The organism is Pseudomonas sp. TWP3-1 (assembly GCF_049896625.1).
Taxonomy (GTDB): Bacteria; Pseudomonadota; Gammaproteobacteria; order Pseudomonadales; family Pseudomonadaceae; genus Aquipseudomonas.
The window spans coordinates 37,381-60,849 of record NZ_JAFCUQ010000026.1; the positions used below are offsets into that span (position 1 = coordinate 37,381).

Annotated in this window: 19 protein-coding genes and 2 tRNA genes; 6 read left to right on the forward strand and 15 right to left on the reverse strand. The window is 60.0% G+C overall.

Going from position 1 to position 23,469, the window contains the following annotated elements; genetic code table 11:
- Positions 1–184: 184 nt before the first annotated feature.
- The 4 genes from ACP7BN_RS25620 (at position 185) to ACP7BN_RS25635 (ending at position 3,306) form a co-directional block, all read left to right on the forward strand.
- Positions 185–271, forward strand: a tRNA-Leu gene (locus ACP7BN_RS25620).
- 180 nt (positions 272–451) lie between these two features.
- Positions 452–538: transfer RNA gene (locus ACP7BN_RS25625), tRNA-Leu, on the forward strand.
- 192 nt (positions 539–730) lie between these two features.
- Positions 731–1,741, forward strand: coding sequence for an iron ABC transporter substrate-binding protein (locus tag ACP7BN_RS25630; RefSeq protein WP_426206606.1), 1,011 nt, complete (start codon positions 731–733; stop codon positions 1,739–1,741).
- On the forward strand, positions 1,741–3,306 hold the full coding sequence (locus ACP7BN_RS25635; protein WP_426206607.1) for an ABC transporter permease: 1,566 nt from the start codon (positions 1,741–1,743) through the stop codon (positions 3,304–3,306). The genes ACP7BN_RS25630 and ACP7BN_RS25635 overlap by 1 nt, the downstream gene beginning before the upstream one ends.
- Before the next feature lie 105 nt (positions 3,307–3,411).
- Here the strand turns inward: ACP7BN_RS25635 and ACP7BN_RS25640 are convergent, their stop codons facing one another.
- The 12 genes from ACP7BN_RS25640 to ACP7BN_RS25695 all read right to left on the reverse strand — a co-directional run bounded on the left by ACP7BN_RS25640 (position 3,412) and on the right by ACP7BN_RS25695 (position 18,399).
- On the reverse strand, positions 3,412–5,346 hold the full coding sequence (locus ACP7BN_RS25640) for a methyl-accepting chemotaxis protein (RefSeq protein WP_426206608.1): 1,935 nt from the start codon (positions 5,344–5,346) through the stop codon (positions 3,412–3,414).
- Between the two features lie 140 nt (positions 5,347–5,486).
- Positions 5,487–6,776, reverse strand: coding sequence for an adenylosuccinate synthase (locus tag ACP7BN_RS25645; protein ID WP_420647017.1), 1,290 nt, complete (start codon positions 6,774–6,776; stop codon positions 5,487–5,489).
- A gap of 54 nt (positions 6,777–6,830) precedes the next feature.
- The gene (locus tag ACP7BN_RS25650) at positions 6,831–8,018 is read right to left on the reverse strand and encodes an ATP phosphoribosyltransferase regulatory subunit (protein ID WP_420647016.1); all 1,188 of its coding nucleotides are present in this window, start codon (positions 8,016–8,018) and stop codon (positions 6,831–6,833) included.
- Positions 8,019–8,332: 314 nt separating this feature from the next.
- Entirely contained in the window at positions 8,333–9,202 is an 870-nt protein-coding gene (hflC, locus tag ACP7BN_RS25655) for a protease modulator HflC (RefSeq protein ID WP_420647015.1), read from the reverse strand.
- Positions 9,202–10,371 (reverse strand): FtsH protease activity modulator HflK, encoded by a 1,170-nt coding sequence (gene hflK / locus ACP7BN_RS25660; RefSeq protein WP_420647014.1) that lies wholly within the window; start codon positions 10,369–10,371, stop codon positions 9,202–9,204. Before hflK ends, hflC begins: the two co-directional genes overlap by 1 nt.
- A gap of 96 nt (positions 10,372–10,467) precedes the next feature.
- Complete coding sequence (gene hflX / locus ACP7BN_RS25665) at positions 10,468–11,769, reverse strand: ribosome rescue GTPase HflX (RefSeq protein WP_426206609.1); 1,302 nt, start codon at positions 11,767–11,769, stop codon at positions 10,468–10,470.
- Positions 11,770–11,781: 12 nt separating this feature from the next.
- Complete coding sequence (hfq, locus tag ACP7BN_RS25670; protein WP_401216129.1) at positions 11,782–12,042, reverse strand: RNA chaperone Hfq; 261 nt, start codon at positions 12,040–12,042, stop codon at positions 11,782–11,784.
- Between the two features lie 93 nt (positions 12,043–12,135).
- Positions 12,136–13,107, reverse strand: coding sequence for a tRNA (adenosine(37)-N6)-dimethylallyltransferase MiaA (gene miaA / locus ACP7BN_RS25675; RefSeq protein ID WP_420647012.1), 972 nt, complete (start codon positions 13,105–13,107; stop codon positions 12,136–12,138).
- Positions 13,107–15,008 (reverse strand): DNA mismatch repair endonuclease MutL, encoded by a 1,902-nt coding sequence (gene mutL / locus ACP7BN_RS25680; RefSeq protein WP_426206610.1) that lies wholly within the window; start codon positions 15,006–15,008, stop codon positions 13,107–13,109. The genes miaA and mutL overlap by 1 nt, the downstream gene beginning before the upstream one ends.
- A 5-nt stretch (positions 15,009–15,013) precedes the next feature.
- Positions 15,014–16,450: an N-acetylmuramoyl-L-alanine amidase gene (locus tag ACP7BN_RS25685; RefSeq protein WP_426206611.1), complete on the reverse strand. Its 1,437-nt coding sequence runs from the start codon at positions 16,448–16,450 to the stop codon at positions 15,014–15,016.
- Entirely contained in the window at positions 16,451–16,921 is a 471-nt protein-coding gene (gene tsaE / locus ACP7BN_RS25690; protein ID WP_426206612.1) for a tRNA (adenosine(37)-N6)-threonylcarbamoyltransferase complex ATPase subunit type 1 TsaE, read from the reverse strand.
- A complete protein-coding gene (locus ACP7BN_RS25695; RefSeq protein WP_426206613.1) occupies positions 16,909–18,399 on the reverse strand; it encodes an NAD(P)H-hydrate dehydratase in 1,491 nt (496 codons plus the stop codon). The genes tsaE and ACP7BN_RS25695 overlap by 13 nt, the downstream gene beginning before the upstream one ends.
- Before the next feature lie 63 nt (positions 18,400–18,462).
- Between ACP7BN_RS25695 and queG the strand changes: the two genes are divergently transcribed.
- Positions 18,463–19,533: a tRNA epoxyqueuosine(34) reductase QueG gene (gene queG / locus ACP7BN_RS25700; RefSeq protein ID WP_426206614.1), complete on the forward strand. Its 1,071-nt coding sequence runs from the start codon at positions 18,463–18,465 to the stop codon at positions 19,531–19,533.
- A 24-nt stretch (positions 19,534–19,557) separates the two neighbouring features.
- Here the strand turns inward: queG and ACP7BN_RS25705 are convergent, their stop codons facing one another.
- From ACP7BN_RS25705 to orn, 3 genes are all read right to left on the reverse strand, one after another.
- Positions 19,558–20,604 carry a Fic family protein gene (locus ACP7BN_RS25705; RefSeq protein WP_426206615.1) on the reverse strand — a complete coding sequence of 349 codons (1,047 nt, stop codon included), beginning with the start codon at positions 20,602–20,604 and terminating at the stop codon, positions 19,558–19,560.
- 139 nt (positions 20,605–20,743) lie between these two features.
- Complete coding sequence (locus ACP7BN_RS25710; RefSeq protein ID WP_420647006.1) at positions 20,744–21,355, reverse strand: trimeric intracellular cation channel family protein; 612 nt, start codon at positions 21,353–21,355, stop codon at positions 20,744–20,746.
- Between the two features lie 84 nt (positions 21,356–21,439).
- On the reverse strand, positions 21,440–21,982 hold the full coding sequence (gene orn / locus ACP7BN_RS25715) for an oligoribonuclease (RefSeq protein WP_426206616.1): 543 nt from the start codon (positions 21,980–21,982) through the stop codon (positions 21,440–21,442).
- Positions 21,983–22,089: 107 nt separating this feature from the next.
- Between orn and rsgA the strand changes: the two genes are divergently transcribed.
- Complete coding sequence (rsgA, locus tag ACP7BN_RS25720; RefSeq protein WP_426206617.1) at positions 22,090–23,121, forward strand: small ribosomal subunit biogenesis GTPase RsgA; 1,032 nt, start codon at positions 22,090–22,092, stop codon at positions 23,119–23,121.
- Positions 23,122–23,469: the final 348 nt, after the last annotated feature.

Here is a 23,469-nt window from a genome sequence, read left to right on the forward strand (position 1 = left end):
TAGGCGCCATGAAACGGGAAATTTCAGGCTATAAAGGCCCATCTAAAGGCTTGTATCGACCTTTGAAAGGCGATTTCAACGCCGCTGGTAAAAAAAATCAATTATTTTCCCGACGGGGGTTTACAGTTAAAAAGGTGCTCCGTATAGTGCGCGCCATCGACGACGCAGACGCGCTGCCGATACTGCCCAGATGGTGAAATTGGTAGACACGCCAGCTTCAGGTGCTGGTGACCGCAAGGTCGTGGAAGTTCGAGTCTTCTTCTGGGCACCAATTTCGAGTTTGAGACTAGATCAGTTTCAAGACTCACACAAAACCCGCGAAAGCGGGTTTTTTGCATTCTAAGCCCGTACTTTCTTAAAACTGATTTATTAAAACCAAATCAGGGGTTTACAGATCAAAAGACGCTCCGTATAGTGCGCCACATCAACAGCGGCAACGCTTGCGATGAATGCCCAGATGGTGAAATTGGTAGACACGCCAGCTTCAGGTGCTGGTGACCGCAAGGTCGTGGAAGTTCGAGTCTTCTTCTGGGCACCAATTCAAATTCATGGTTACGACCATGAATTTCACAAAAACCCGCGAAAGCGGGTTTTTGCGTTTCTGGCGTTCAGAAACCATCCCGCGTCACGCCCTAACAAACCCGCACCCTCCCCGCAAGGCGCACTTGAGAAACAATATCGTTTATCATTGTTACAAGTTTTTGCAATGCGACAGTGAGGAACCCTGCGAATGATGTTTCGAAATACCCTGCGCCGTGGCTTGACCTTCACCCTGCTCGGCCTGGCACTCGCCACTCCCCTCACCCAGGCTGCCGATGCAGTTTCCCTGACGCTCTACAACGGTCAACACAAGGAAGTCGGCGATGCGATCGCCAAGGCTTTCGAGGCCAAGACCGGCATCCACATCAATGTGCGCAAGGGCAGCAGCAACCAGCTCGCCAGCCAGATCGTCGAAGAGGGCGAGCGTTCCCCCGCCGACGTGATCTATACCGAAGAATCTCCGCCACTGAACAAGCTCGGCGAACAAGGCCTGCTGGCCAAGGCTGACGATGCGACTCTGGCGGTATTGCCCAAAGAATATGTCGCCGGCAACGGCACCTGGATCGGCGTCACCGCGCGAGTTCGTGTAGTGGCCTACAACCCGAAACTGGTGGATGAAAAAGACCTGCCGAAATCGGTCATGGAGTTCTCCGATCCGAAATGGCAGGGCAAAGTCGGCTTCGTTCCGACCAGCGGTGCATTCCAGGAGCAAGCCGTTGCGATCATCAAGCTGCACGGTCGCGACGCTGCCGAAGAATGGCTGACCGGCCTGCGCGCCTTCGGCAAAACCTACAGCAACAACATGGTCGCCCTCAAAGCCGTGGAAAACGGCGAAGTCGCCACCGTGCTGGTGAACAACTACTACTGGTTCGCCCTGCAACGCGAGAAAGGCCAGCTGGATTCGAAACTGCATTACTTCACCGGCGGTGACGTCGGCGGGCTGATCACGGTTTCCAGCGCAGCCGTGCTGAAATCCAGCAAACACCCGAAAGAAGCCCAGCAATTCCTCGCCTACATGGCCAGCGAAGAAGGTCAGCGCGTGATCACCCAGACCACTGCCGAATACCCACTGCACAAAGGCATGCAATCGGATCGCGGCCTAAAGCCGTTCAACGAACTGGAAGCACCGAAAGTCACCCCGGCCGATCTGGGCAATGCCGAAGAGGCGCTGGATCTGGAACGTGAAGTCGGCCTGAACTGATGAGCGCATCGTTATCCGCCCCCGCCGCGCGCGGGGGTTTCGTGCCAAAGCGAAAACGGCCGTCGATCTGGCTGCTGCTGCCGGTGTTGGTACTGGTGGTGCTCAGTCTGCTGCCACTGGCGTACGTCGGACTGAAAGCCTGGCAGGCTGGCTGGGCCGAGGCGCTGCATTTGTTGTGGCGCCCGTATGTGTTCGGCTTGCTGAAAAACACCCTGGCGTTGATGGTCGGCGTGACGCTGACCTGCGGCCTCATCGGCCTGTCGCTGGCCTGGCTGCTGGAACGCAGCAATCTGCCGGGACGGCGCTTGTGGGGCGTGATCCTGTGTCTGCCGTTTGCCGTGCCGGCATTCGTCAGCAGCTTCACTTGGGTTTCGTTGAGCGCACAGTTCGAAGGCCTCGGCGGGGCAATCCTGGTGATGAGCCTGTCGAAATATCCGCTGATCTTTTTGCCGGTGGCCGCAACGCTGCGCAATCTTGATCCGTCCCTTGAAGAGTCAGCACGCACCCTCGGACAAAGTCGCTGGGGGGTGTTTTTCCGCGTCACCCTGCCCTTGCTCTGGCCGTCGCTGCTGGCCGGTTCGCTGCTGATCGCGCTGCACATGCTGGTGGAATTCGGCGCACTGTCGATCATCGGCCTGCAAACTTTCACCACCGCGATCTATCAGCAATTCGAACTGGAATTCAGCAACGCCAATGCGGCGATGCTGTCTGCCGTGCTGCTGGCGCTGTGCCTGATGTTGTTGTGGCTGGAGCTGCGCGTGCGCGGTAAGGGCCGACATGTACGCATTGGTCAGGGTGCGGCGCGCCGAGCCGAGCAAGTCAGCCTGGGACGATGGGCAGCGGCAGGTCAGGTGTATTGCCTGGCACTGGCGATCATCGGCAGCGGGATTCCGCTGGGCATGCTCGCTTACTGGCTGGCGGTGGGTTCGTCGGCGGCATTCCCGGTGGCCGCCATTACCGAAGCATTGCTGTCGTCCTTGGCACTGTCGTTGGGTGGCGCAGCGTTGTGCCTGGTGCTGGCGGTGCCGGTCGGGCTGCTGGTGGTGCGCTACAAAGGTCAACTGGCGATCTGGGCCGAGCGCCTGCCGTATCTGTTGCATGCGTTGCCGGGGTTAGTCATCGCGCTGACGCTGGTGTATTTCGCGCTGCATTACGTGCCGGTGCTGTATCAGACGTCGGCGTTGTTGCTGATTGCTTATGCGCTGCTGTTTCTGCCACTGGCCCAGGCGCCGATCCGCACGGCGCTGAACAAGGCGGCGCCACAGCTGGAAGAGGCTGCTCGTACGTTGGGCGCGTCGTCGTTTTCGGCGTTTTGTCGGGTGACGTTGCCGATCATTTTTCCGGCACTGGGCGCGGCATTTGCGCTGGTGTTTCTCGATGCGATGAAGGAACTGACTGCGACTCTGCTGTTGAGTCCGACCGGGCTGAATACCTTGGCCACCGAAGTTTGGGCGCATACCGCGAACGTCGAGTTTGCGGCGGCGGCGCCATATGCGGCGTTGTTGATATTGGTCTCGGGTTTGCCGGTTTATCTGCTGACGACGCGGATGTATCTGAGCCGCTGAAAAAGCAAAAAGATCGCAGCCTGCGGCAGCTCCTACACAGGATATTGCGTTTCCCCTGTAGGAGCTGCCGAAGGCCCGGGCCGCGATCGGACGATCGTTTGATCTTCAGGCCCGAAATTGCCCCAAGCTCGCTTTCAACTGGGCAGCCAACCCATCCAGCACTTTGCCACTGGCCGTGGTTTCCACCACTGCCTGCGCCGCTTTCTCAGCCTGTGCATGAATGGTCTCGACTCGCCCACGCACCGCTTGCGCGCCCTGCGCCTGATGCGCTGCGGCCTGGGTCGCCAGCCCAATCGCCGCATGCACCTGCTCGACCGAAGCCTGCACCGACTGCTGCAACCGCGCACTGTCGCGCAGCACCAGCAAACCTTCGCTGGCCTGACGTCCGGCCTGACCAATCGCTTCCACCGCCTCACGTGCGCCCTGCTGCAAGGCAACGATGTGCGCCTGAATGTCGCCGGTCGAGTTTTGCGTCTTGCTCGCCAGAGCCCGGACTTCGTCTGCCACCACAGCAAAGCCGCGACCGGTTTCGCCCGCTCGTGCCGCTTCGATGGCGGCATTGAGCGCCAGCAAATTGGTCTGCTCGGCGATGCCATGAATCACGGTCAACACCACTTCAATCTGCTCGCTCTGCTGTGCCAGCCGCTCGATGACTTTCGAACCGGTATCGACCTGCCCCGCCAGCGCTTCGATGAGGCTGCCGACCTTGGCGGATGTGCGGGTGTTTTCATCCGTGGCCTGACGAATATCGACCACTTGCTTCAACGCGGCCTGCATCGCATGGCTTTCCGATTGTGCTTCATCGGCCATCTGCGACAACGCACGCAGACTTTCCGCGACCTCATCCCGCTGCATCCCGGCCGCTGCATCCGCGCCAGCATTGCGCAAAGTCATGGCACCAATTTCGACTCCCGTCCGCTGGGCCACATCGCCCGCTTCACGCACGATCGGCTGCAACTTATCCACAAAGCGATTGACCGCCGAGGCCATGTCGCCGATCTCGTCCTTGCTGTTGATCTGCACGCGCTTGGTCAGGTCGCCCTCACCCGCCGCCAGATCATCCATTGCGGCTATCAGCAGCTTCAGACGATTGACCACACGCCGACCGAGCACGATTGCGATCAACAGCAACACGCCGGCGCCGACCAACGCCAGCCCCATACCGATGCGCCAGCGCAAGGTGCCAGCGGCGTCCTGCACGGTGCTGGTGGTGTTGGCTTTCATCTCGGCGGCGGTGGACTGCGCTGATTGCAAGCGCGCGCGCATCGCTGTGGCGCTGTCGGCGGCGGCGCCTTTGAGGCTGTCGCCGACCAGTTGATCGCTGCTGGCGATCAGCGCCGTGAAGCGCTTATCCAACGCTGCCAGATCAGTTTCCACCGAGGCGGTAGAAACGCCCATCAGCACTTTGCCAATCTCTACGCCATTGGGGTTGATCGAGGCTTCGAGGTAGTAGACCGAAGGATCGTTTTTTGCCGCATCCAGCACTTTGTCCAGCGCGCGCTCGCCCTGGCCTTTTTCCAAAAGGGCCTTGTTGATCGGGTTTTCGCGATTGAGGTAGCGGGTCAAATGCTGGCCGGTGGCGTCGTCGTAGACCACGAACAGCACGTTGGGATTGCGCTGGGCGCGCCGAGCGAACTCGGACAGGGTCGGCACGTCGCTGTCCCACATGGCGCGTGGCGCCACCGAGGCGAGCAACTGAGCCATGTCATTGGCCGAGTCCTTGAGGTCTTTTTCCAGGGTCGCACGCAGTTGCGCCTGCTCGTCCTTCAGACGCGAGGACAAACCGGCGGTAAGACGCTGACGGGTATTGGTCGAGAGAGTGTCGAGGCTTGACGTGACTTCACGCCCGGCCTGCTCCAGTTCGCCAGAGAGTTTCTGGCTGTCGGCGCCCAGCCTTGCAGAGAGATCGGCTTCCAGCGCCGTGACGGTGCTCCGTGTCAGGGCAACAGCCACCAGCACTTGCACCAAAAGGGCGATACCAAGGGTAACGAACACCGGTCGCAACAACCGGCTTTGTAACAGTGAGAGAACGGCTGACACTTTGAATCCCTCTACTTCTGACGCCATTAATTTGATGGCACTCTTGTAGACAGATTCACAGCAAAGGTCATGCCGTCCAACAGGCATAAACGACAAAGGCCCCGATTGAGGGGCCTTTGTGTTGTTACATCAACGACTTATCAAGCGAACGGATGACGCAGAACGATGGTTTCGTTGCGGTCCGGGCCCGTCGAAATAATGTCGATCGGCGCGCCGATCAACTCTTCAACGCGTTTGATGTAGGCGCGAGCGTTAGCTGGCAGCTCTTCCAGGGTTTTGGCGCCCACGGTCGATTCGGTCCAGCCCGGCACTTCTTCATACACAGGCTGCAGGCCGACGTAGCTGTCAGCGTCAGTCGGGGCAACTGCCTTGCCTTCGGCATCTTTGTAGCCGATGCAGATGTTGATGGTTTCCAGGCCGTCGAGTACGTCCAGCTTGGTCAGGCAGATGCCCGAGATGCTGTTCACATCGATAGCGCGACGCAGGATTACGGCATCGAACCAGCCGCAACGACGGGCACGGCCGGTGGTAGCGCCGAACTCGTGACCTTGTTTGGCCAGGTGCGCACCCACTTCGTCAAACAGCTCAGTCGGGAATGGACCCGAACCGACGCGAGTGGTGTAAGCCTTGGTGATGCCCAGGATGTAGTCGAGGAACATCGGGCCAACGCCCGAACCAGTGGCAACGCCGCCCGCAGTGGTGTTGGAGCTGGTCACGTACGGGTAGGTGCCGTGGTCGATGTCCAGCAGGGAGCCTTGGGCGCCTTCGAACATGATGTCTTTGCCAGCGCGACGCAGGTCGTGCAGCTCGGCAGTCACATCCAGCATCAGCGGCTTGAGCAGCTCAGCGTATTCCTTGCACTCGGCCAGAGTCTTTTCGAACTCGATGGCCGGCTCTTTGTAGTAACCCACCAGCATGAAGTTGTGGTAATCCACCAGTTCACGCAGCTTGTCTTCAAAGCGCGGCATGTTCAGCAGATCGCCAACACGCAGGCCACGACGTGCAACCTTGTCTTCGTACGCCGGGCCGATGCCGCGACCGGTAGTACCGATCTTCAGCTCGCCACGGGCCTTTTCACGGGCCTGGTCCAGCGCCACGTGGAAGGACAGGATCAGCGGGCAGGACGGGCTGATACGCAGGCGCTCGCGCACCGGTACGCCTTTCTCTTCCAGCTTGATGATCTCGCGCAGCAGGGCGTCAGGTGCAACCACCACGCCGTTGCCGATCAGGCACTGCACGCCTTCGCGCAGCACGCCGGACGGGATCAGGTGCAAGACAGTTTTTTCGCCATCGATGACCAGAGTGTGACCAGCGTTGTGGCCACCCTGGTAGCGCACTACGGCGGCAGCATGTTCGGTCAGCAGATCAACGATCTTGCCTTTGCCCTCATCACCCCATTGGGTGCCCAGGACTACGACATTCTTACCCATAACACTTGTCCTCATTCGCGCAAACTTGGTGCCGGCGTCAGCCGGCAGGAAAACTCAAGAAGCCAGTGGCGATACTTGCCAAAGCCCGTTCTGCTGGATCAATTGCCGGTCGCAGTCCGCTTCACGGGCGGCGGCCAATGGTTGTCCAGGCAATGCCTGAACGACACGCTGACCCTCACTGCGCAACTGACAAACCTGCTGCCAGAGTGCCGCATCCGTACTGTCAGGCATCCAGATACCGCCAGACGGTAGCTCGATCTCAGCACGCCCCAGGGTCACCAGGGTTTTCAAATCGGTGGAAAAGCCAGTCGCCGGACGCGCGCGACCAAAATCAGCGCCGATGTCATCGTAACGACCGCCCTGCGCGATGGACTGGCCAACGCCCGGTACGAACACCGCGAACACCACACCGGTGTGGTAGTGGTAGCCGCGCAACTCGCCCAGATCAAAGTACAGCGGCAGCTCCGGGAAGCGCGCCGACAAGCGCTCGGCGATCGCCAGCAAATCTTCCAGTGCCGCCAATACCGGCGCCGGCGCATTGGCCAGACGCTCGCGGGCAGCGCTCAACACTTCACGTCCGCCACACAGGTCGACCAGCGCACGCAGCATGCCGGACAGATCGGCCGGCAGGCCTTCGGTCAGGGTAATGACCTCGTCGATGGCCTTGCGTTGCAAGGCGTCAAACAACTGTTGCTCGACTTCGCCCGACAGACCAGCCGCCTGGGCCAGACTGCGGTAGATGCCAACATGCCCGAGGTCCATGTGCACATCCGGCACATCGGCCAGTTGCAGCATGGCCAGCATCAGGCTGATCACTTCAACGTCGCTGCTCGGGCTGCCATCGCCATACAACTCGGCGCCCAACTGGATCGGGCTGCGTGAGGAAGACAATGCACGCGGCTGCGCATGCAGCACGCTGCCGGCGTAGCACAGACGGCTAGGGCCTTCGCGACGCAGGGTATGCGCATCGATGCGCGCCACTTGCGGCGTGATGTCCGCGCGAAAACCCATCTGCCGGCCCGATTGCGGGTCGATGACCTTGAAGGTACGCAGATCGAGATCGGAGCCCGCGCCGGTCAGCAGGGATTCCAGGTACTCGATATGGGGAGTCACGACAAACTCGTAACCCCAGCTCTGGAACAGATCCAACACCTGACGACGCGCTACTTCAATGCGCGCCGCTTCCGGTGGCAGTACTTCTTCGATGCCATCTGGCAGCAGCCAGCGGTCTACCGTTGCCATTACGCCATTCCCCTTTGATCCGGGCGGCCAGCACTAGGGCGAGCCTTGAGTGAAGCAGAAAATGACCAGTCTGTTCAAAACGCACGCGCATGAACGACGCAGCGAAAGGCCTGTCAGCGGCTTCGCCCATCACTTTCCTCGAAAAACTGTCGGGTCATTCAACCCGACGCCTGCAACCAACAACACCAATCAAACGTGCAGACGCAAAAAAGCCGGGAATTTCCCGGCTGCCGCATCATACACACGTTTTCCCAAAGGATCACCCCGCCGCAGTTTTTAGCCGCCAGGCGGGGATGATTCAGGTCAACGTTGTATCAAGGCTTGGACTTTTCCAGGTAACGGAAGAAGTCGCTGCTTGGGTCGAGGACCATGACGTCGGTTTTATTTGCGAAGCTTTCACGGTAGGCACGCAGGCTACGGTAGAAACCGTAGAACTCCTGATCCTGGCCGTAGGCCTTGGAGTAGATCGCAGCGGCCTGAGCGTCACCATCACCACGAACCTCTTCCGATTCACGATAGGCTTCAGCAAGCAGCACGCGGCGTTGGCGATCGGCGTCGGCACGGATGCCTTCGGCCAGCTCGTTACCCTTGGCGCGGTGCTCACGAGCTTCACGCTCACGCTCGGTGCTCATACGTTCGAACACGCTGCGGTTGACTTCTTTTGGCAAGTCGATGGTCTTGACCCGGACATCGACCACTTCGATACCCAGCTCTTTTTCCGCCATCTTGTTCAGCGACGCAGTGATGTCAGCCATCAGCGCATCGCGCTCACCGGAAACCACTTCGTGCAGGGTGCGCTTACCAAACTGGTCACGCAGGCCCGATTCCAGACGACGGGAAAGACGCTCGTCGGCGATCTGCTTGAGGCCGGAAGTTGCGGTGTAGAAGCGCTCGGCATCTTTCACGCGCCACTTGGCGTAGGCATCGACCATCACGGCTTTCTTTTCCAGCGTCAGGAAACGTTGTGTCGGTGCATCCAGCGTCATCAGGCGGGCGTCGAACTTGCGCACCTGGTTGACGTAAGGCACTTTCACATGCAGACCCGGCTGGACATCGGCCTGAACCACACGACCGAATTGCAGCAACACCGCACGCTCGGTCTGAGCGACGATGTAGAAGCAGTTCCAGCCCACCAGCAGCACCACAACGCCAACGATCAGGGCGATCAGCGATTTATTGCTCATCAGCGGGTCTCCCTTGTACGCGATTGCGGCTGGTCAGTGACATGCGGCGTGCCGTCCGTGTTGTTGGTGGCAGCGGCCGAACCGGTTACCGGCGCATTGCCGCCCGAACCATTCTGAATCATCTTGTCCAGCGGCAGGTACAGCAGATTGCTTTGGCCGTCCTTGTTGCCGGTCACGAGAACCTTGCTGGTATTGCTGAAGACTTCCTGCATGGTGTCCAGGTACAGACGCTGACGCGTGACCTCGGGCGCCTTGCGATACTCGGCAACCAGTTTGGTAAAGCGATCCGCCTCACCCTTGGCGCGCGAGACAGTCTCGTCGCGGTAACCGTTGGCATCCTCGAGGATGCGCTGGGCCTGACCACGGGCTTCCGGCACCACGCCGTTGGCGTAGGTTTCAGCCTGGTTGCGCGAACGCTGCTCGTCTTCACGGGCGCGGATCACGTCATCAAAGGCTTCCTGCACTTCACGCGGTGCAGCTGCGCTCTGTACGTTGACCTGGGTAACGGTGATACCGGTGCGATAGGTATCGAGGAAGCGTTGCAGACGCTCCTTGATTTCGCTGGCCATCAGCTCACGACCTTCGGTCAGCACCTGATCCATCGCGGTGGAACCCACCACGTGACGCAGAGCACTGTCGGTCGCGTGCTGCAGGCTGATTTCCGGCTGGTCGACGTTGAGCACGAAGTCCTGCAGGTTGCTGATCTTGTACTGCACGGTCAGTGGCACTTCGACAATGTTCTCGTCTTCGGTGAGCATCTGACCCTGCTTGGTGTACGCCCGCTCACGCGTGACGTTCTCCATGTACTTCTTGTCGATCGGCGGGAAGTAGATGTTCAGGCCCGGGCCGACAGTCTCGTAGTACTTGCCGAAGCGCAGCACAACGGCTTGCTCCTGCTCGTCGACCACGTACACCGCGCTGTACAGCCAGACGGCCGCGAGCACAACGAGGCCGATGCCGAGCAGGCCGCCAAAGCCGCCACTCCTGCTCGAACCACCGCCGTCGCCACCACGTTTCTTACCACCACCGAACAACCCGTTCAGGCTTTCCTGCAGCTTTCGGAAGGCCTCGTCGAGATCTGGTGGCCCCTTGCGGTCGCCGTTATTGCGGCGCTTGCCACCCCAAGGATCCTGATTATTCGAGTTGCCACCCGGCTCATTCCAAGCCATAGCGCTCTCCATCTGATAAAGCAAAGACGCACCCACGGCGCGCCGACCAATGCTACAGAATGCCTGCGACTGCGGCACAACCGCTTTTTCAGGCTTTTATTGCAAAGTGTGTTGTTCGATGAACTCAGCCGGTACAACGCCTTCACGGCTGACCAGCCGATTAAGCTCCGAGCGCGGCAATCGAACGGCCAGCAAGCTGACACCCTCTTCGTCGTGTTCTTCTTTCTGCACCGCGCCGAGTTCGAAGAACTGCGCACGCAGTCGAGCGAATCGTTGCGGCAAGCGCAAAGTTCCCACAAACAATTCACTGCCGAGCAATTCGGCAATGGCTTGTTCAAGCAATTCCAGACCACTGCCATCACGCGCCGACAGCCAGACCCGTTGCGGCTTGCCATCGGCATCGCGCTGGATCTGTGGCTCAACGCCTTCAAGCAAATCGAGTTTGTTGTATACCTCGAGGATCGGCAAGTCCTGGGCACCAATCTCGCCCAGCACCACCATCACCTGCTCGATCTGCAACATGCGATCCGGCTCGGCCGCATCGATCACGTGCAACAGCAGGTCGGAGTTGCTCGACTCTTCGAGCGTAGACCGAAATGCCTCGACCAGCTTGTGCGGCAAGTGCCGAATGAAACCCACCGTGTCGGCGAGGACAATCGGCCCCAGGTCGTCCAGTTCCAGACGGCGCAGGGTCGGGTCCAGCGTGGCAAACAGCTGGTCGGCCGCGTACACGTCGGATTTGGTCACGTTATTGAACAGCGTGGATTTGCCGGCGTTGGTATAGCCCACCAGAGAGACGGTAGGGATATCCGCGCGCATGCGGCCGCGTCGCGATTGTTCGCGCTGGCTGCGCACTTTTTCCAGACGGCCCTTGATCTGTCGCAGGCGCACCCGCAGCAGACGGCGGTCGGTCTCGAGCTGGGTTTCGCCCGGACCACGCATGCCGATACCGCCACCTTGACGTTCAAGGTGAGTCCAGCCGCGAACCAGCCGGGTGCTCATGTGATCAAGCTGGGCCAGTTCGACCTGGAGCTTGCCTTCATGGGTCCGGGCGCGCTGGGCGAAAATATCGAGAATCAGACCGGTACGGTCGATCACGCGACACTCGAAAACACGTTCGAGGTTACGTTCCTGACTGGGCGTGAGGATGTGATTGAAGATCACCAGATCGGCCTTTTCGGCATGGACCAGGTCGCGTAGTTCCTCGACCTTGCCGCTGCCGATCAGGAATTTGGCGGTTGGCCGATGACGCGGCACGTTAAAAAACGCAACGGTCTCGGCGCCGGCCGAATTAGCCAACTCCTGAAACTCCTGCGGATCTTCGCGCGCCTCAGGGTCCTGTCCATCCAAGTGAACGAGGATTACTCGCTCACCACCACCGTGGCGCTCAAAGAACAAAGGAGACTCCTATCAGGCGTTACCTGGCTCAGCGTCCGCTTGTTCGCCATCAGCTGCGCTAGGCAGACGAATTGGACGAACTGGAACGACTGTCGAGATAGCGTGTTTGTAAACCATCTGGCTAACGGTGTTTTTCAGCAGGATGACGAACTGGTCGAACGATTCGATCGTGCCCTGCAGTTTGATCCCGTTGACCAGGTAGATGGAAACCCCAACTTTCTCTTTACGTAAAGTATTCAGGTAAGGGTCTTGTAGCGAATGCCCTTTTGACATGTGCCGCACTCCTTTAAGGATTCAATAATAAAAATAGGTAAACAGATGGCTTTGGCCGTCACACCCCCAAGGATAGACGGCAATTGCAAGGACTCAGCTCAATATGGAGATGGTCCCAAGGTATTTCAAGGCGCGTGGCAGATTGTCGCAATCGAGACTGTCGAGCCAGTGTAAGTCTTCCCAACTGCGCAGCCAGGTGAACTGGCGTTTGGCCAATTGGCGCGTGGCAATGATGCCGCGCTCCTGCATCTCGGCTGACGTCAGCTTGCCATCCAGATAATCCCAGACTTGGCGATAGCCTACTGCACGTATAGACGGCAACCCCGAATGCAGGTCACTTCTTGTACGCAGGGCTACGACCTCGTCGATGAACCCCTGTTCCAGCATATTTGTGAATCTTTGTTTAATGCGCTCGTGCAGTACCTGGCGATTTGCCGGAGCAATGGCCAAGTTCGCGACAGTATAGGGCAATTGTTGGCGCCCCGATGCCGCAGCTTCAGTACTTTGCGCAGATTGTTGCAGGCGCAGGTCGGTCATGCTTTTACCGCTGACTCGATAAACTTCCAGCGCGCGACTCAGGCGTTGCGGATCATTCGGGTGAATGCGCGCCGCCGAGACCGGGTCGATCAGCGCCAATTGCTCGTGCAGGGCTTGCCAGCCAAGGCGTGCAGCCTCTTCTTCGATCTGCGCGCGCACTTCGGGATCGGCCGCCGGCATATCTGCCAGACCTTCGACCAAAGCCTTGTAATAGAGCATTGTGCCGCCGACCAGCAGCGGGATTTTGCCGCGCGCGGTGATCTCTGCCATGGCCTCCAGCGCGTCGCGGCGGAAATCCGCAGCCGAATAGGCGTCGGCCGGATCAAGAATATCGATAAGACGGTGCGGAAACTCGGTCAGCAGCTCTTTCGAAGGTTTGGCGGTGCCGATGTCCATGCCGCGATAAACCAGTGCCGAATCAACGCTGATCAACTCGCACGGCAGCACCTTGGTCAGCTCGATGGCCAGGTCAGTCTTGCCCGCAGCGGTCGGGCCCATCAGGAAAATCGCTGGAGGTAGCTGGCTCATCAACGTCCGCGCAAAAACAGTTTGTCCAGATCGTCCAGGCCCAGTTGGGTCCAGGTCGGTCGGCCATGGTTGCATTGACCGCTGCGCTCGGTGTTTTCCATGTCACGCAGCAGGCCGTTCATTTCCGGCAGGGCCAGACGCCGGTTGGCGCGAATCGCGCCGTGGCAGGCCATGGTGCCGAGCAATTCGTTCAGGTGGGCCTGAATCCGGTCGCTGGTGCCGTATTCCATCAAATCCGAAAGTACGTCGCCGACCAGACGGTTGGCTTCAGCCTGCTTGAGCAGCGCCGGAATCTGACGGATTGCCAAGGTTTCCGGGCCAAGTCGCTGCAATTCGAAGCCCAGCCGCTGGAACCACGCCGCATGTTCTTCAGCACAATCGGCCTCGCGCTGACTGACCGCCAGCGACTCCGGCACCAGCAACGGCTGGCCGCTCAGGCCCTCACTGGCCATGGCGATTTTCAGCCGTTCGTACATGATTCGCTCGTGCGCGGCGTGCATGTCCACCAGCACCAGACCCTGGGCGTTCTCCGACAGAATGTAGATGCCCTTGAGCTGCGCCAGCGCGTAGCCGAGCGGCGGGATGTCTTCCTGACCGGCTGGCAATGCGTTGGCATTGGCCTCGGGCAGCGGCGCGAAAAACTCACGATAAGCCGCTTGCGCCTCACCCGCCGGCACACCGGATTGCGGGCGCGGCGTGTATTGATACTGATAACCGCCGCCCGTGCTGGCGCCGGATGAAGTATTGAACGTCGGCTGCGCCTGCGGTTGTTCGAGCAAGGCATTCGCCGCCAGACGCATCTCGCCCTGCGGGCCGAATTCCCCGGCATCGATACCGGTAGGTCGAACGATGCCAGCAGTTGCGGCAGGCGCCGCGAGTTGATCCTCGGGCCGCACATCGCCCAGCGCGCGGTGCAAGGTGCCATACAGGAAGTCATGCACCATGCGTCCGTCACGGAAGCGTACTTCGTGTTTGGTCGGGTGCACGTTGACATCGACCGCCGCCGGATCGACCTCGAAAAACAGTGCAAAGGTCGGATGCCGCCCGTTGAACAGCACGTCGCGATAAGCCTGACGCACCGCGTGGGCTACCAACTTGTCACGCACCGCACGGCCGTTGACGAAGAAATATTGCAAGTCGGCCTGGCTGCGGTTGAAGGTCGGCAGCCCGACCCAACCCCACAGGTGCAGACCATTGCGCTCGATCTCGATCGGCAGCGCCTGCTCGAGGAACCCGGCCCCGCAAATCGCCGCGACTCGCCGCGCACGGGCCGCATCATCGTGGGCCTCGTGCAGGCTGAGGATGGTCTTGCCGTTGTGCCGCAGATGAAATGCCACGTCGAAACGCGCCAGCGCCAGACGCTTGATCACTTCTTGCAGGTGATCGAATTCGGTTTTTTCGGTCTTGAGGAATTTGCGCCGCGCCGGGGTGTTGAAAAACAGGTCGCGCACTTCCACCGAGGTGCCCACCGGGTGCGCCGCAGGCTGGACGCGCGGGGCCATGTCGCGCCCCTCAGTCTCGACCTGCCACGCCTGATCGGCATCACGGGTGCGCGAGGTCAGAGTCAGGCGTGCGACGGAGCTGATCGATGCCAGCGCCTCACCGCGAAAACCCAGGCTCATCACCTGTTCCAGGTCTTCCAGATTGCGAATCTTGCTGGTGGCGTGACGCGCCAGCGCCAGCGGCAAGTCATCGGCAGAAATACCATTGCCATCGTCACGCACCCGCAGCAGTTTGACGCCGCCCTGCTCGACATCGACATCGATGCGTTTGGCACCGGAATCGAGGCTGTTTTCCAGCAACTCCTTGATCACCGATGCCGGGCGCTCGACCACTTCACCCGCAGCGATCTGGTTCGCCAGCCGTGGGCTGAGCAGTTCGATGCGGCCGGTGTTGCTCATCTGGTTCATTCTTTGGACGCCAGTTCGGTGCCGGGAATGGTCAGGTGCTGGCCGATTTTCAGCTCATCGTTTTTCAGATTGTTGGCGCTGCGCAGCGCGGCCGGTGAGATCTGATAGCGCACGGCGATCATCGCCACGGTTTCACCCGGGCCAACCCGGTGATCACGCGGCCCCTGAGCGATCTTGCCGGAATCACGCAGCCAGGCAATGTAAGTGCCCGGTGGCGGATTCTGCTGGAAGAACTGGCGCACGCCGCTGCTGATCGACCGCGCCAGCGCCTGCTGGTGGCCGGATGCCGCAAGTTTCGAAGCTTCATTGGCGTTGGAGATAAAACCGGTTTCGACCAGAATCGACGGAATGTCCGGCGATTTCAGCACCATGAACCCGGCCTGCTCCACGCGCTGTTTGTGCAGAGGAGTTACCCGGCCGATGTTGGTCAGGACTTTCTGGCCGACGTTGAGGCTGGAGGTCAGCGACGCGGTCATCGACAGGTCGAGCAGCACACCGGCGAGCATACGGTCCTTGTCATCGAGGCTGACGTTGCCGGCACCACCGATCAAGTCGGAGCGGTTTTCGCTGTCTGCCAGCCAACGGGCGGTCTCCGAGGTGGCGCCACGGTCGGACAGGGCAAACACCGAGGCACCGAAGGCTGCCGTAGATGGCGCGGCGTCGGCGTGGATCGAGACGAACAGATCAGCACCCTTCTTCCGGGCGATTTCGGTACGGCCGCGCAACGGGATGAAGTAGTCACCGGTGCGGGTCAGCTCGGCGCGGAAACCTTTCATGCCGTTGATCTGCCTTTGCAGTTCGCGGGCGATCTGCAGCACCACATCTTTCTCCCGCTGACCGCGCGAGCCGGACGCACCCGGGTCTTCGCCGCCGTGCCCGGCGTCGATCACCACGATGATGTCGCGCTTGCCGGGCGGGGCCGGTGGCATTTTGATCGACGGCTCGGTCGGGGTGACCGGCACCGCCGGGATGTTCGCCACCGCCGGGGTCGGGATTGGCGCAGGCGGCGGCGCGGCATCGGCGGCGTTGTCGAACAGATCGACCACCAGACGGTTGCCATACTGCGCGTTCGGCGCCAGCGAGAAGCTTTTCGGGGTAACGGCTTTTTTCAGGTCGATGACCACCCGCAGGTCGGTCGGCGTGCGCTGCGCCGAGCGCATTGCGGTGATCGGGGTGTTGGCCGACTGGATTTTCAGCGGCGCTCCGAGGGTGGCGCCATTGATGTCGATCACCAGTCGGTCGGGTGACGTCAGGGTGAACACACTGTGCTGCACCGGGCCGCTAAGATCGAACACCAGTCGCGTGTTGTCCGGCGCCCGCCACAGGCGCACGCTGTTGACCTTTGTTTCGGCCACAGCGTTGACGGTTACTGCCATCAACAACAGTCCAACGGCAGCTACCACCGCGCGAAAGCGCATACCTGACCCCATCATTTAATTGGATTCCAATGCCAAAGCGGCACACCAGGCCTCGCCACGCGAGCCCTGGGACAAAATATTCAGCGAACGCCCGCTGTCTTGCGGGCTAATGGTAATGGTCAGGTCCGGCTTTGGCAAAAAGCCTGCACCTTTATCGGGCCACTCGATCAGACACAGGGCGTCGTCTTCGAAGTAATCGCGGATGCCGAGAAACTCCAGTTCCTCCGGATCGACCAGTCGATACAGGTCGAAGTGAAACGCGCGGATGTCGCCGATCTCGTAGGGTTCGACCAAAGTGAAGGTCGGACTTTTTACCGCACCGATATGCCCCAAGCCACGAATAATGCCCCGCGACAGGGTGGTTTTGCCCATCCCCAGATTGCCTACAAGAAAAATCAGGCCATGGCCCTGGGTAACGCCGGCGATGCGTGCGCCAAAGTCGCTCATGGCCTGTTCATCGGCCAGGTACAGGGTTACTTCAGACACGGTGCATGCTCCTCCAACAACTGACGAATGGCTGGAATCAGATCACTGGCCGCCAGCCCACGGCCGAATTTGCCTTGTTGCATTCCGGAGTTGGCGTGCAGCCAGACCGCCAGACACGCGGCATCAAAAGCATCCATGCCTTGCGCGAGCAACGCGCCGACCAGCCCGGCCAGCACATCGCCGAGACCTGCAGTGGCCATCGCCGGATGACCCTGATGACACAGCGCCAAGCGCCCGTCGGGATGGGCGATCAGGCTGCAGGCGCCCTTGAGCACCACGACAGCTGTATGTTTTTTGCTCAGAGCCAACGCCGCCGCCGGACGATCAGCCTGGACCTCGGCAGTGCTGATCCCCAGAAGACGTGCAGCCTCGCCCGGATGCGGAGTGATCACACAGTCCTTGGGCAAGCTGACCAAACCGCTTGCCAGCAAGTTCAGCGCATCGGCGTCCCACACTTGCGGCAACGGTGCGTTGGCCGCTGCGGACAGCAGACTGCGCCCCCAACCGGCCTGGCCCAATCCCGGCCCGACGACCAGCACCGAGACCTTATCCAGCAACCCCATCAACTGATTGGCCGAGGAAGTGCCGAGCACCATCACTTCCGGCACCCGGCTCAACGCGGCCGGCACATGCTCCGGACGAGTTGCCAGCGACACCATGCCCGCGCCGCTACGCAACGCGCTTTCGCTGCTGAGCAGAATCGCGCCGCCGAAACCGTGATCGCCACCGATCAGCAAGACATGCCCGAAACGGCCTTTGTGGGAGGTCGGCGCGCGGGCGGGCAGCAGGGCAAGATTAGCGGCGTTGAGCCGTTTGGCTGCGACGGGTATGTCACTGAAGGTTTCGTCGGTGGCTTGCAGATCGTTGAACACCAGCGCGCCGACGTGATCCGCCGCGTCACCAGTGAACAGTCCCAGCTTGAGGCCAATGAACGTCACGGTGAGATCCGCATGCACCGCATCGCCCAGCACGCGGCCGGTATCGGCGCAAAGTCCGGAAGGAATATCCACCGAGGCGACTGGTAGACCGCTGGCATTGATCGCCGCAATCGCAGAGGCATACGGTTCGCGCACTTCGCCGCTCAGGCCAGTGCCGAGCAATGCGTCGAGGATGACTCCGCGTAACTCACCTTGAGCATTGACGGTAACGCCTTCGGCCAGTGCTTCGGCATGCGCCAGCGCAGCATCGCCCTTCAAGAGTCGCGGATCGCCGACAGCCCATACTCGCACTTGCCACCCGGCACGCAGCGCCAGCGCGGCCACCAGATATCCATCACCGGCGTTGTTGCCGTGCCCGGCCACCACTGTTAACTCGTGCGCTGCAGGCCATTGCCGGACCAATGCGCGCCACATCGCATGCGCCGCACGCTGCATCAATTCGAAGCCCGGCGTGCCGGCGGCGATCAGCCGCGCGTCGAGTGCTCGCACCTGTGCGGCGCGGTACAGCGCGTCGGGTAATTCATCTTTAGTGTGCGGCATGCGTCTTCCGGCTCCGATGTCTGGCAGAATTATACGCACCTCAGCTCCGGTTTCTCTCGCCTCATGTCCGCCATCACCACAGACCTGCCCGCCCTCGCCCAATCCATCAAGGACTGGGGCCGTGAGCTGGGCTTTCAACAAGTCGGCATCAGCGGTCTGGATCTGGCTGAACACGAGCAGCACCTGCAACGCTGGCTCGATGCCGGCTACCACGGCGAAATGGATTACATGGGTGCCCACGGCAGCAAACGCTCGCACCCCGAAGAACTGGTACCGGGCACCTTGCGCGTGGTTTCGCTACGCATGGACTACCTGCCGGGCGACACGCAAATGGCGCACTTGCTCGCCCAACCGGAAAAAGCCTACGTCTCGCGATATGCCTTGGGCCGCGATTACCACAAATTGATCCGTAAGCGTGTTCAACAATTGGCAGACAAGATCCAGTCCGAGATCGGCCCGTTCGGTTTCCGCGCCTTCGTCGACAGCGCGCCGGTGCTGGAAAAAGCCATCGCCGAACAGGCTGGTCTGGGCTGGATCGGCAAAAATACGCTGGTGTTGAATCGCAAGGCCGGTAGCTACTTCTTTCTCAGTGAACTGTTTGTCGATTTGCCGTTGCCGGTGGACGAGCCGCACAGCACCGAACATTGCGGGCGCTGCACGGCGTGTCTGGACATCTGCCCGACCAATGCCTTCGTCGGGCCATATGTGCTGGACGCCCGGCGCTGTATTTCCTACCTGACCATCGAGCTGAAGAGCGCGATTCCCGAAGACTTGCGACCACTGATCGGCAACCGCGTATTCGGCTGTGATGATTGCCAGATCTGCTGCCCGTGGAATCGCTTCGCAAGCCCCTCGAAAGAGAGCGACTTCAAGCCACGGCACAATCTGGACAACGCGGAGCTGGCCGAATTGTTCATGTGGGATGAAGACAAGTTCCTCAGCAGCACCGAGGGCTCGCCATTGCGCCGCGCCGGTTATGAACGCTGGTTGCGCAATTTGGCGGTGGGGCTGGGCAACGCGCCGTCGAGCATTCCGGTGCTGGAAGCACTTAAATCACGCCGCGACTATCCTTCGGATCTGGTGCGCGAACACGTTGAATGGGCTTTGAGGCAACACGCTGACCGCGTTAGGTAGTTTAGCGGGTGAAAATTCGCGGCCTCACATCGGCTTCCTCCATTTGGCACTGCGCCCGTTGCCTGTAGACTCAATCAGCCCATCCGCCTTGAGCGCACGCAGCACCATTCGAACTGTGTCGCGACTTACTCCAGGGCAGGATCTTTCAATGTCCGAAATGGAAAAGGGCAATTCACGCTTCAGTGCTTCGCTTCTGACCCGATCACTCTTACCTCCCCGACGGCTATCAATCTTACCGACTCGACTCTCAAACTCTTTGTACGCTCGAAGCATCGCACCCCAAAAATAGTCAAGCCATGGCTGAACGTCATGTAAACCTTCATGCCAGTCCTTTGAGCTCAGCTCAAGCGTCTCGTAGTAACCTTCTTTTGATTCTTCAAATATTCGTTCAAGACTGATGAAGCGCCCGACTCGATAATCGAATTGATAAAGCAGCAGCAGCGTCAGCAGGCGCGCAACTCGCCCGTTGCCATCCGAAAAGGGGTGTATACAAAGAAAATCAAGAACAACGAGCGGAACTAGAACCAAGGGATCAGCCGAGTTCTGGTCCACTGCTCGCCGGTATTGCGTGACCATGTCGGCAACCGCGATAGGGGTCAAATGCGCAGCGACCGGCCGGAAACGAACGCGTGAGCTTCCATCGATGTGCCGCTCGATGATGTCATTGTTCGTTGCCTTCCAATGGCCGCCGTCCTGCGGAAGATATCGATAGAGCACAGTATGCAGCTGCTGCAAAATCCCTTCAGAAAAGGACATCTCCTCTCCAGACTCATGGATCAGCGACAGCGCGTCTCGGTACCCGGCAATCTCCTGCTCGGATCTGCTCTTGGGATCCGTGTTCCCGCTTACCAAAGATTTCAACCTGGCAGGAGCGACGGTTACACCCTCCAACCGATTGGAGGACTCTGTGGACTCAATTACTGCAAGCTCTTTAAGGTCATCGAGAATTTGAGGTGACTGGGCGACAAACAGTTGCTGTTTGCCTCGATATTCTCCCAGCGCCCGCAAAGTGGTGATCTGCAAGCCGTTAAACCGCAAGCCGCTGAGAAAATGAGAGGTGAGCGACCGCATTGCATATTCCTTCAAATGGGGTAAAAAAAACAGTAAAGGGGGTAATACGCATCTCAAATACCCCTTTTAATACTCTTTTACCCCATTCAGTGAGTGTCGGCCATTAACCAACCTCAACAGGATATTTCTGATCGCGAAATCAATGCTCGTCGTTATAAACAAACTTCGGCATTTCCCAATGAAAGCGAATCGCCAACAGCCGTAGCAGGAAGCCACCGAACAAAGTGATCAGAATCGCCTGCTCGCTCGGCACATTCAGATACAGGCAGAGCATGTAGCACCACGCGGCGGCGAACGAGACGCTGGCGTAGAGTTCGCGGCGGAAGATTAGCGGGATGTCGTTGCAGAAGATGTCGCGCAAGATACCGCCGAACACACCGGTGATCACACCGCTGACCGAGGCGACGAGCATGCCGTGGCCCATTTCCAGCGCCGTCATGCAGCCGATCAGGGTGAACGCCACCAGACCGACGGCGTCGAGTACCAGAAACAGCGAACGCAGGTGACGCATCCAGCGTGCGGTGAACACGGTGAACATCGCCGCCACCGTCGTCAGCACCAGGTATTCCGGGTGTTTGACCCAAGTCAGCGGGTAGTGCCCGAGCAGCACATCGCGCACTGAACCGCCACCGAGTGCCGTGACGCAGGCGATCAGCACCACGCCAAACCAGTCCATGCCGCGCCGGCCCGCAGACAGGGCGCCAGTCATGGCTTCAGCGGTGATGGCGACGAGATAGAGCATCAGCAACATGGTGGCGGTCCTTGCAGGAAGGCGCGCAGTCTACTCACTTCGCCATCGCACCAAAAGAGCGCGCGATGGTGAAGTTCGCCGATGTCAGAACTTGATGAAATGCTTGCGGTAGTGCTGCAGTTCGGCGATGGATTCGCGGATGTCGTCCAGCGCCAGGTGCGTGCTGCCCTTCTTGAAGCTGTCGCGCACGTCCGGCGCCCAGCGTGCGGCCAGCTCTTTGAGCGTGGACACGTCGAGGTTGCGATAGTGGAAGTAGCTTTCCAGCGCTTTCATGTGCGTATAAAGGAAGCGTCGATCCTGGCAGATACTGTTGCCGCAAATCGGCGACTTGCCCTTCGGCACCCACTGCTCGAGAAACGCGATGGTTTCGGCTTCGGCTTCGGCCATGGTCACGCGGCTGTCGCGCACGCGCTGGGTCAGGCCGGAATTGCCGTGGGTGCGGGTGTTCCATTCATCCATACGCGCGAGCACTTCGTCGCTGTGATGAATCGCGATGACCGGACCTTCCGCGAGGGTGTTCAGATCGCTGTCGGTGACGATAGTGGCCATCTCGATGATGACGTCATTTTCCGGATCCAGACCGGTCATTTCCAGGTCGATCCAGATCAGATTCTGCGGGTTTGGCATGTTTCGGCTCCTGAGCAATGCTGCGCAGTTTAGCTTAGGCAGGTGGCCGGGCGTGCTAAACTCGCGGCCGTTTTACCTAATCGCTGCATTATTCATACGGAACACCCATGGCCAAACGCCAACTCAATCGACGTCAAAACTGGCGTATCGAAAAAATTCAGGGCGAGCGCGCCGCCCGCGCCGCCAAACGCGAGTCCTCGGCTGTCGAAGCCCTTGAAGGCGGCGATCTAGGCCCGGAACAAACCGGCCTGGTGATCGCGCACTTCGGTGTGCAGGTCGAAGTCGAAGCCATTGACGGCGATCAGGCCGGCCAGGTCTTCCGCTGCCACTTGCGCGCCAACCTGCCGGCGCTGGTAACCGGCGACACCGTGGTCTGGCGTGCCGGCAACCAGGGCATCGGGGTGATCGTCGCGCAACTGCCGCGCACCACCGAGCTGTGCCGCCCGGACAGCCGTGGTCAGCTCAAGCCGGTCGCGGCCAACGTCGACATGATCGTCATCGTCTTCGCCCCGCTGCCCGAGCCGCATGCCAACCTGATCGACCGCTATCTGGTCGCGGCCGAACACGCCGGCATCCGCCCGTTGCTGCTGCTGAACAAATTCGACCTGATCGACGAACAGAACGCCCCGGCGCTGAATGCCTTGCTCGCGGTCTACCGCACGCTCGGCTACCCGGTGCTGGAAGTGTCCGCGCACCACGGCGACGGCATGGAGCAGTTGCAGAAGCAGCTCGACGGACGCATCAGCGTGTTCGTCGGCCAGTCCGGTGTCGGCAAGTCGTCGCTGGTCAACAGCCTGTTGCCGGAAGTCGAAACCCGTGTTGGCCCACTGTCCGAGCTGTCGGGTCAGGGTACTCACACCACGACCACTGCGCGCTTGTTTCACTTCCCGGGTGGCGGTGAACTGATCGACTCCCCGGGTATCCGCGAGTTTGGTCTGGGTCACGTGAGCCGGGCTGACGTAGAGGCCGGTTTCATCGAGTTTGATGATCTGCTCGGCACCTGCCGTTTCCGCGACTGCAAACATGATCGCGAACCGGGATGTGCGCTGCTCAAGGCGCTGGAAGATGGGCGTGTGCAGCAGCAGCGGATGAATAGCTATCGCTCGATCATTGCCAGCCTGGGTGATAGTGGGTATTGAGCTGGAGCGCTCCCCTCACCCTAGCCCTCTCCCGGGGGAGAGGGGACTGATTGCGGGATGCTTGAGGTTAATGCCAGCCTGTTCAAGCTTCACCGAATCCATAATCGACTGTTTTTTTGACGTCGATGTATGACGCCAGACACCTCGGTCGGCCCCCTCCACCTCCGGGAGAGGGCTGGGCTGAGGGGCTAGGGATAAACCCAAACCGCAAAATCAAAGCCGACCGAAATGTCTAGTCCTGAAATAGGTTTACACCTTTTTCACTCTAACGCCCGATGCACCGCATCGGGCGTTTTGTATTTCAGAGACAGGTGCGGTCGCTCTTGGTTGTAGATCGTAATTGCCTCC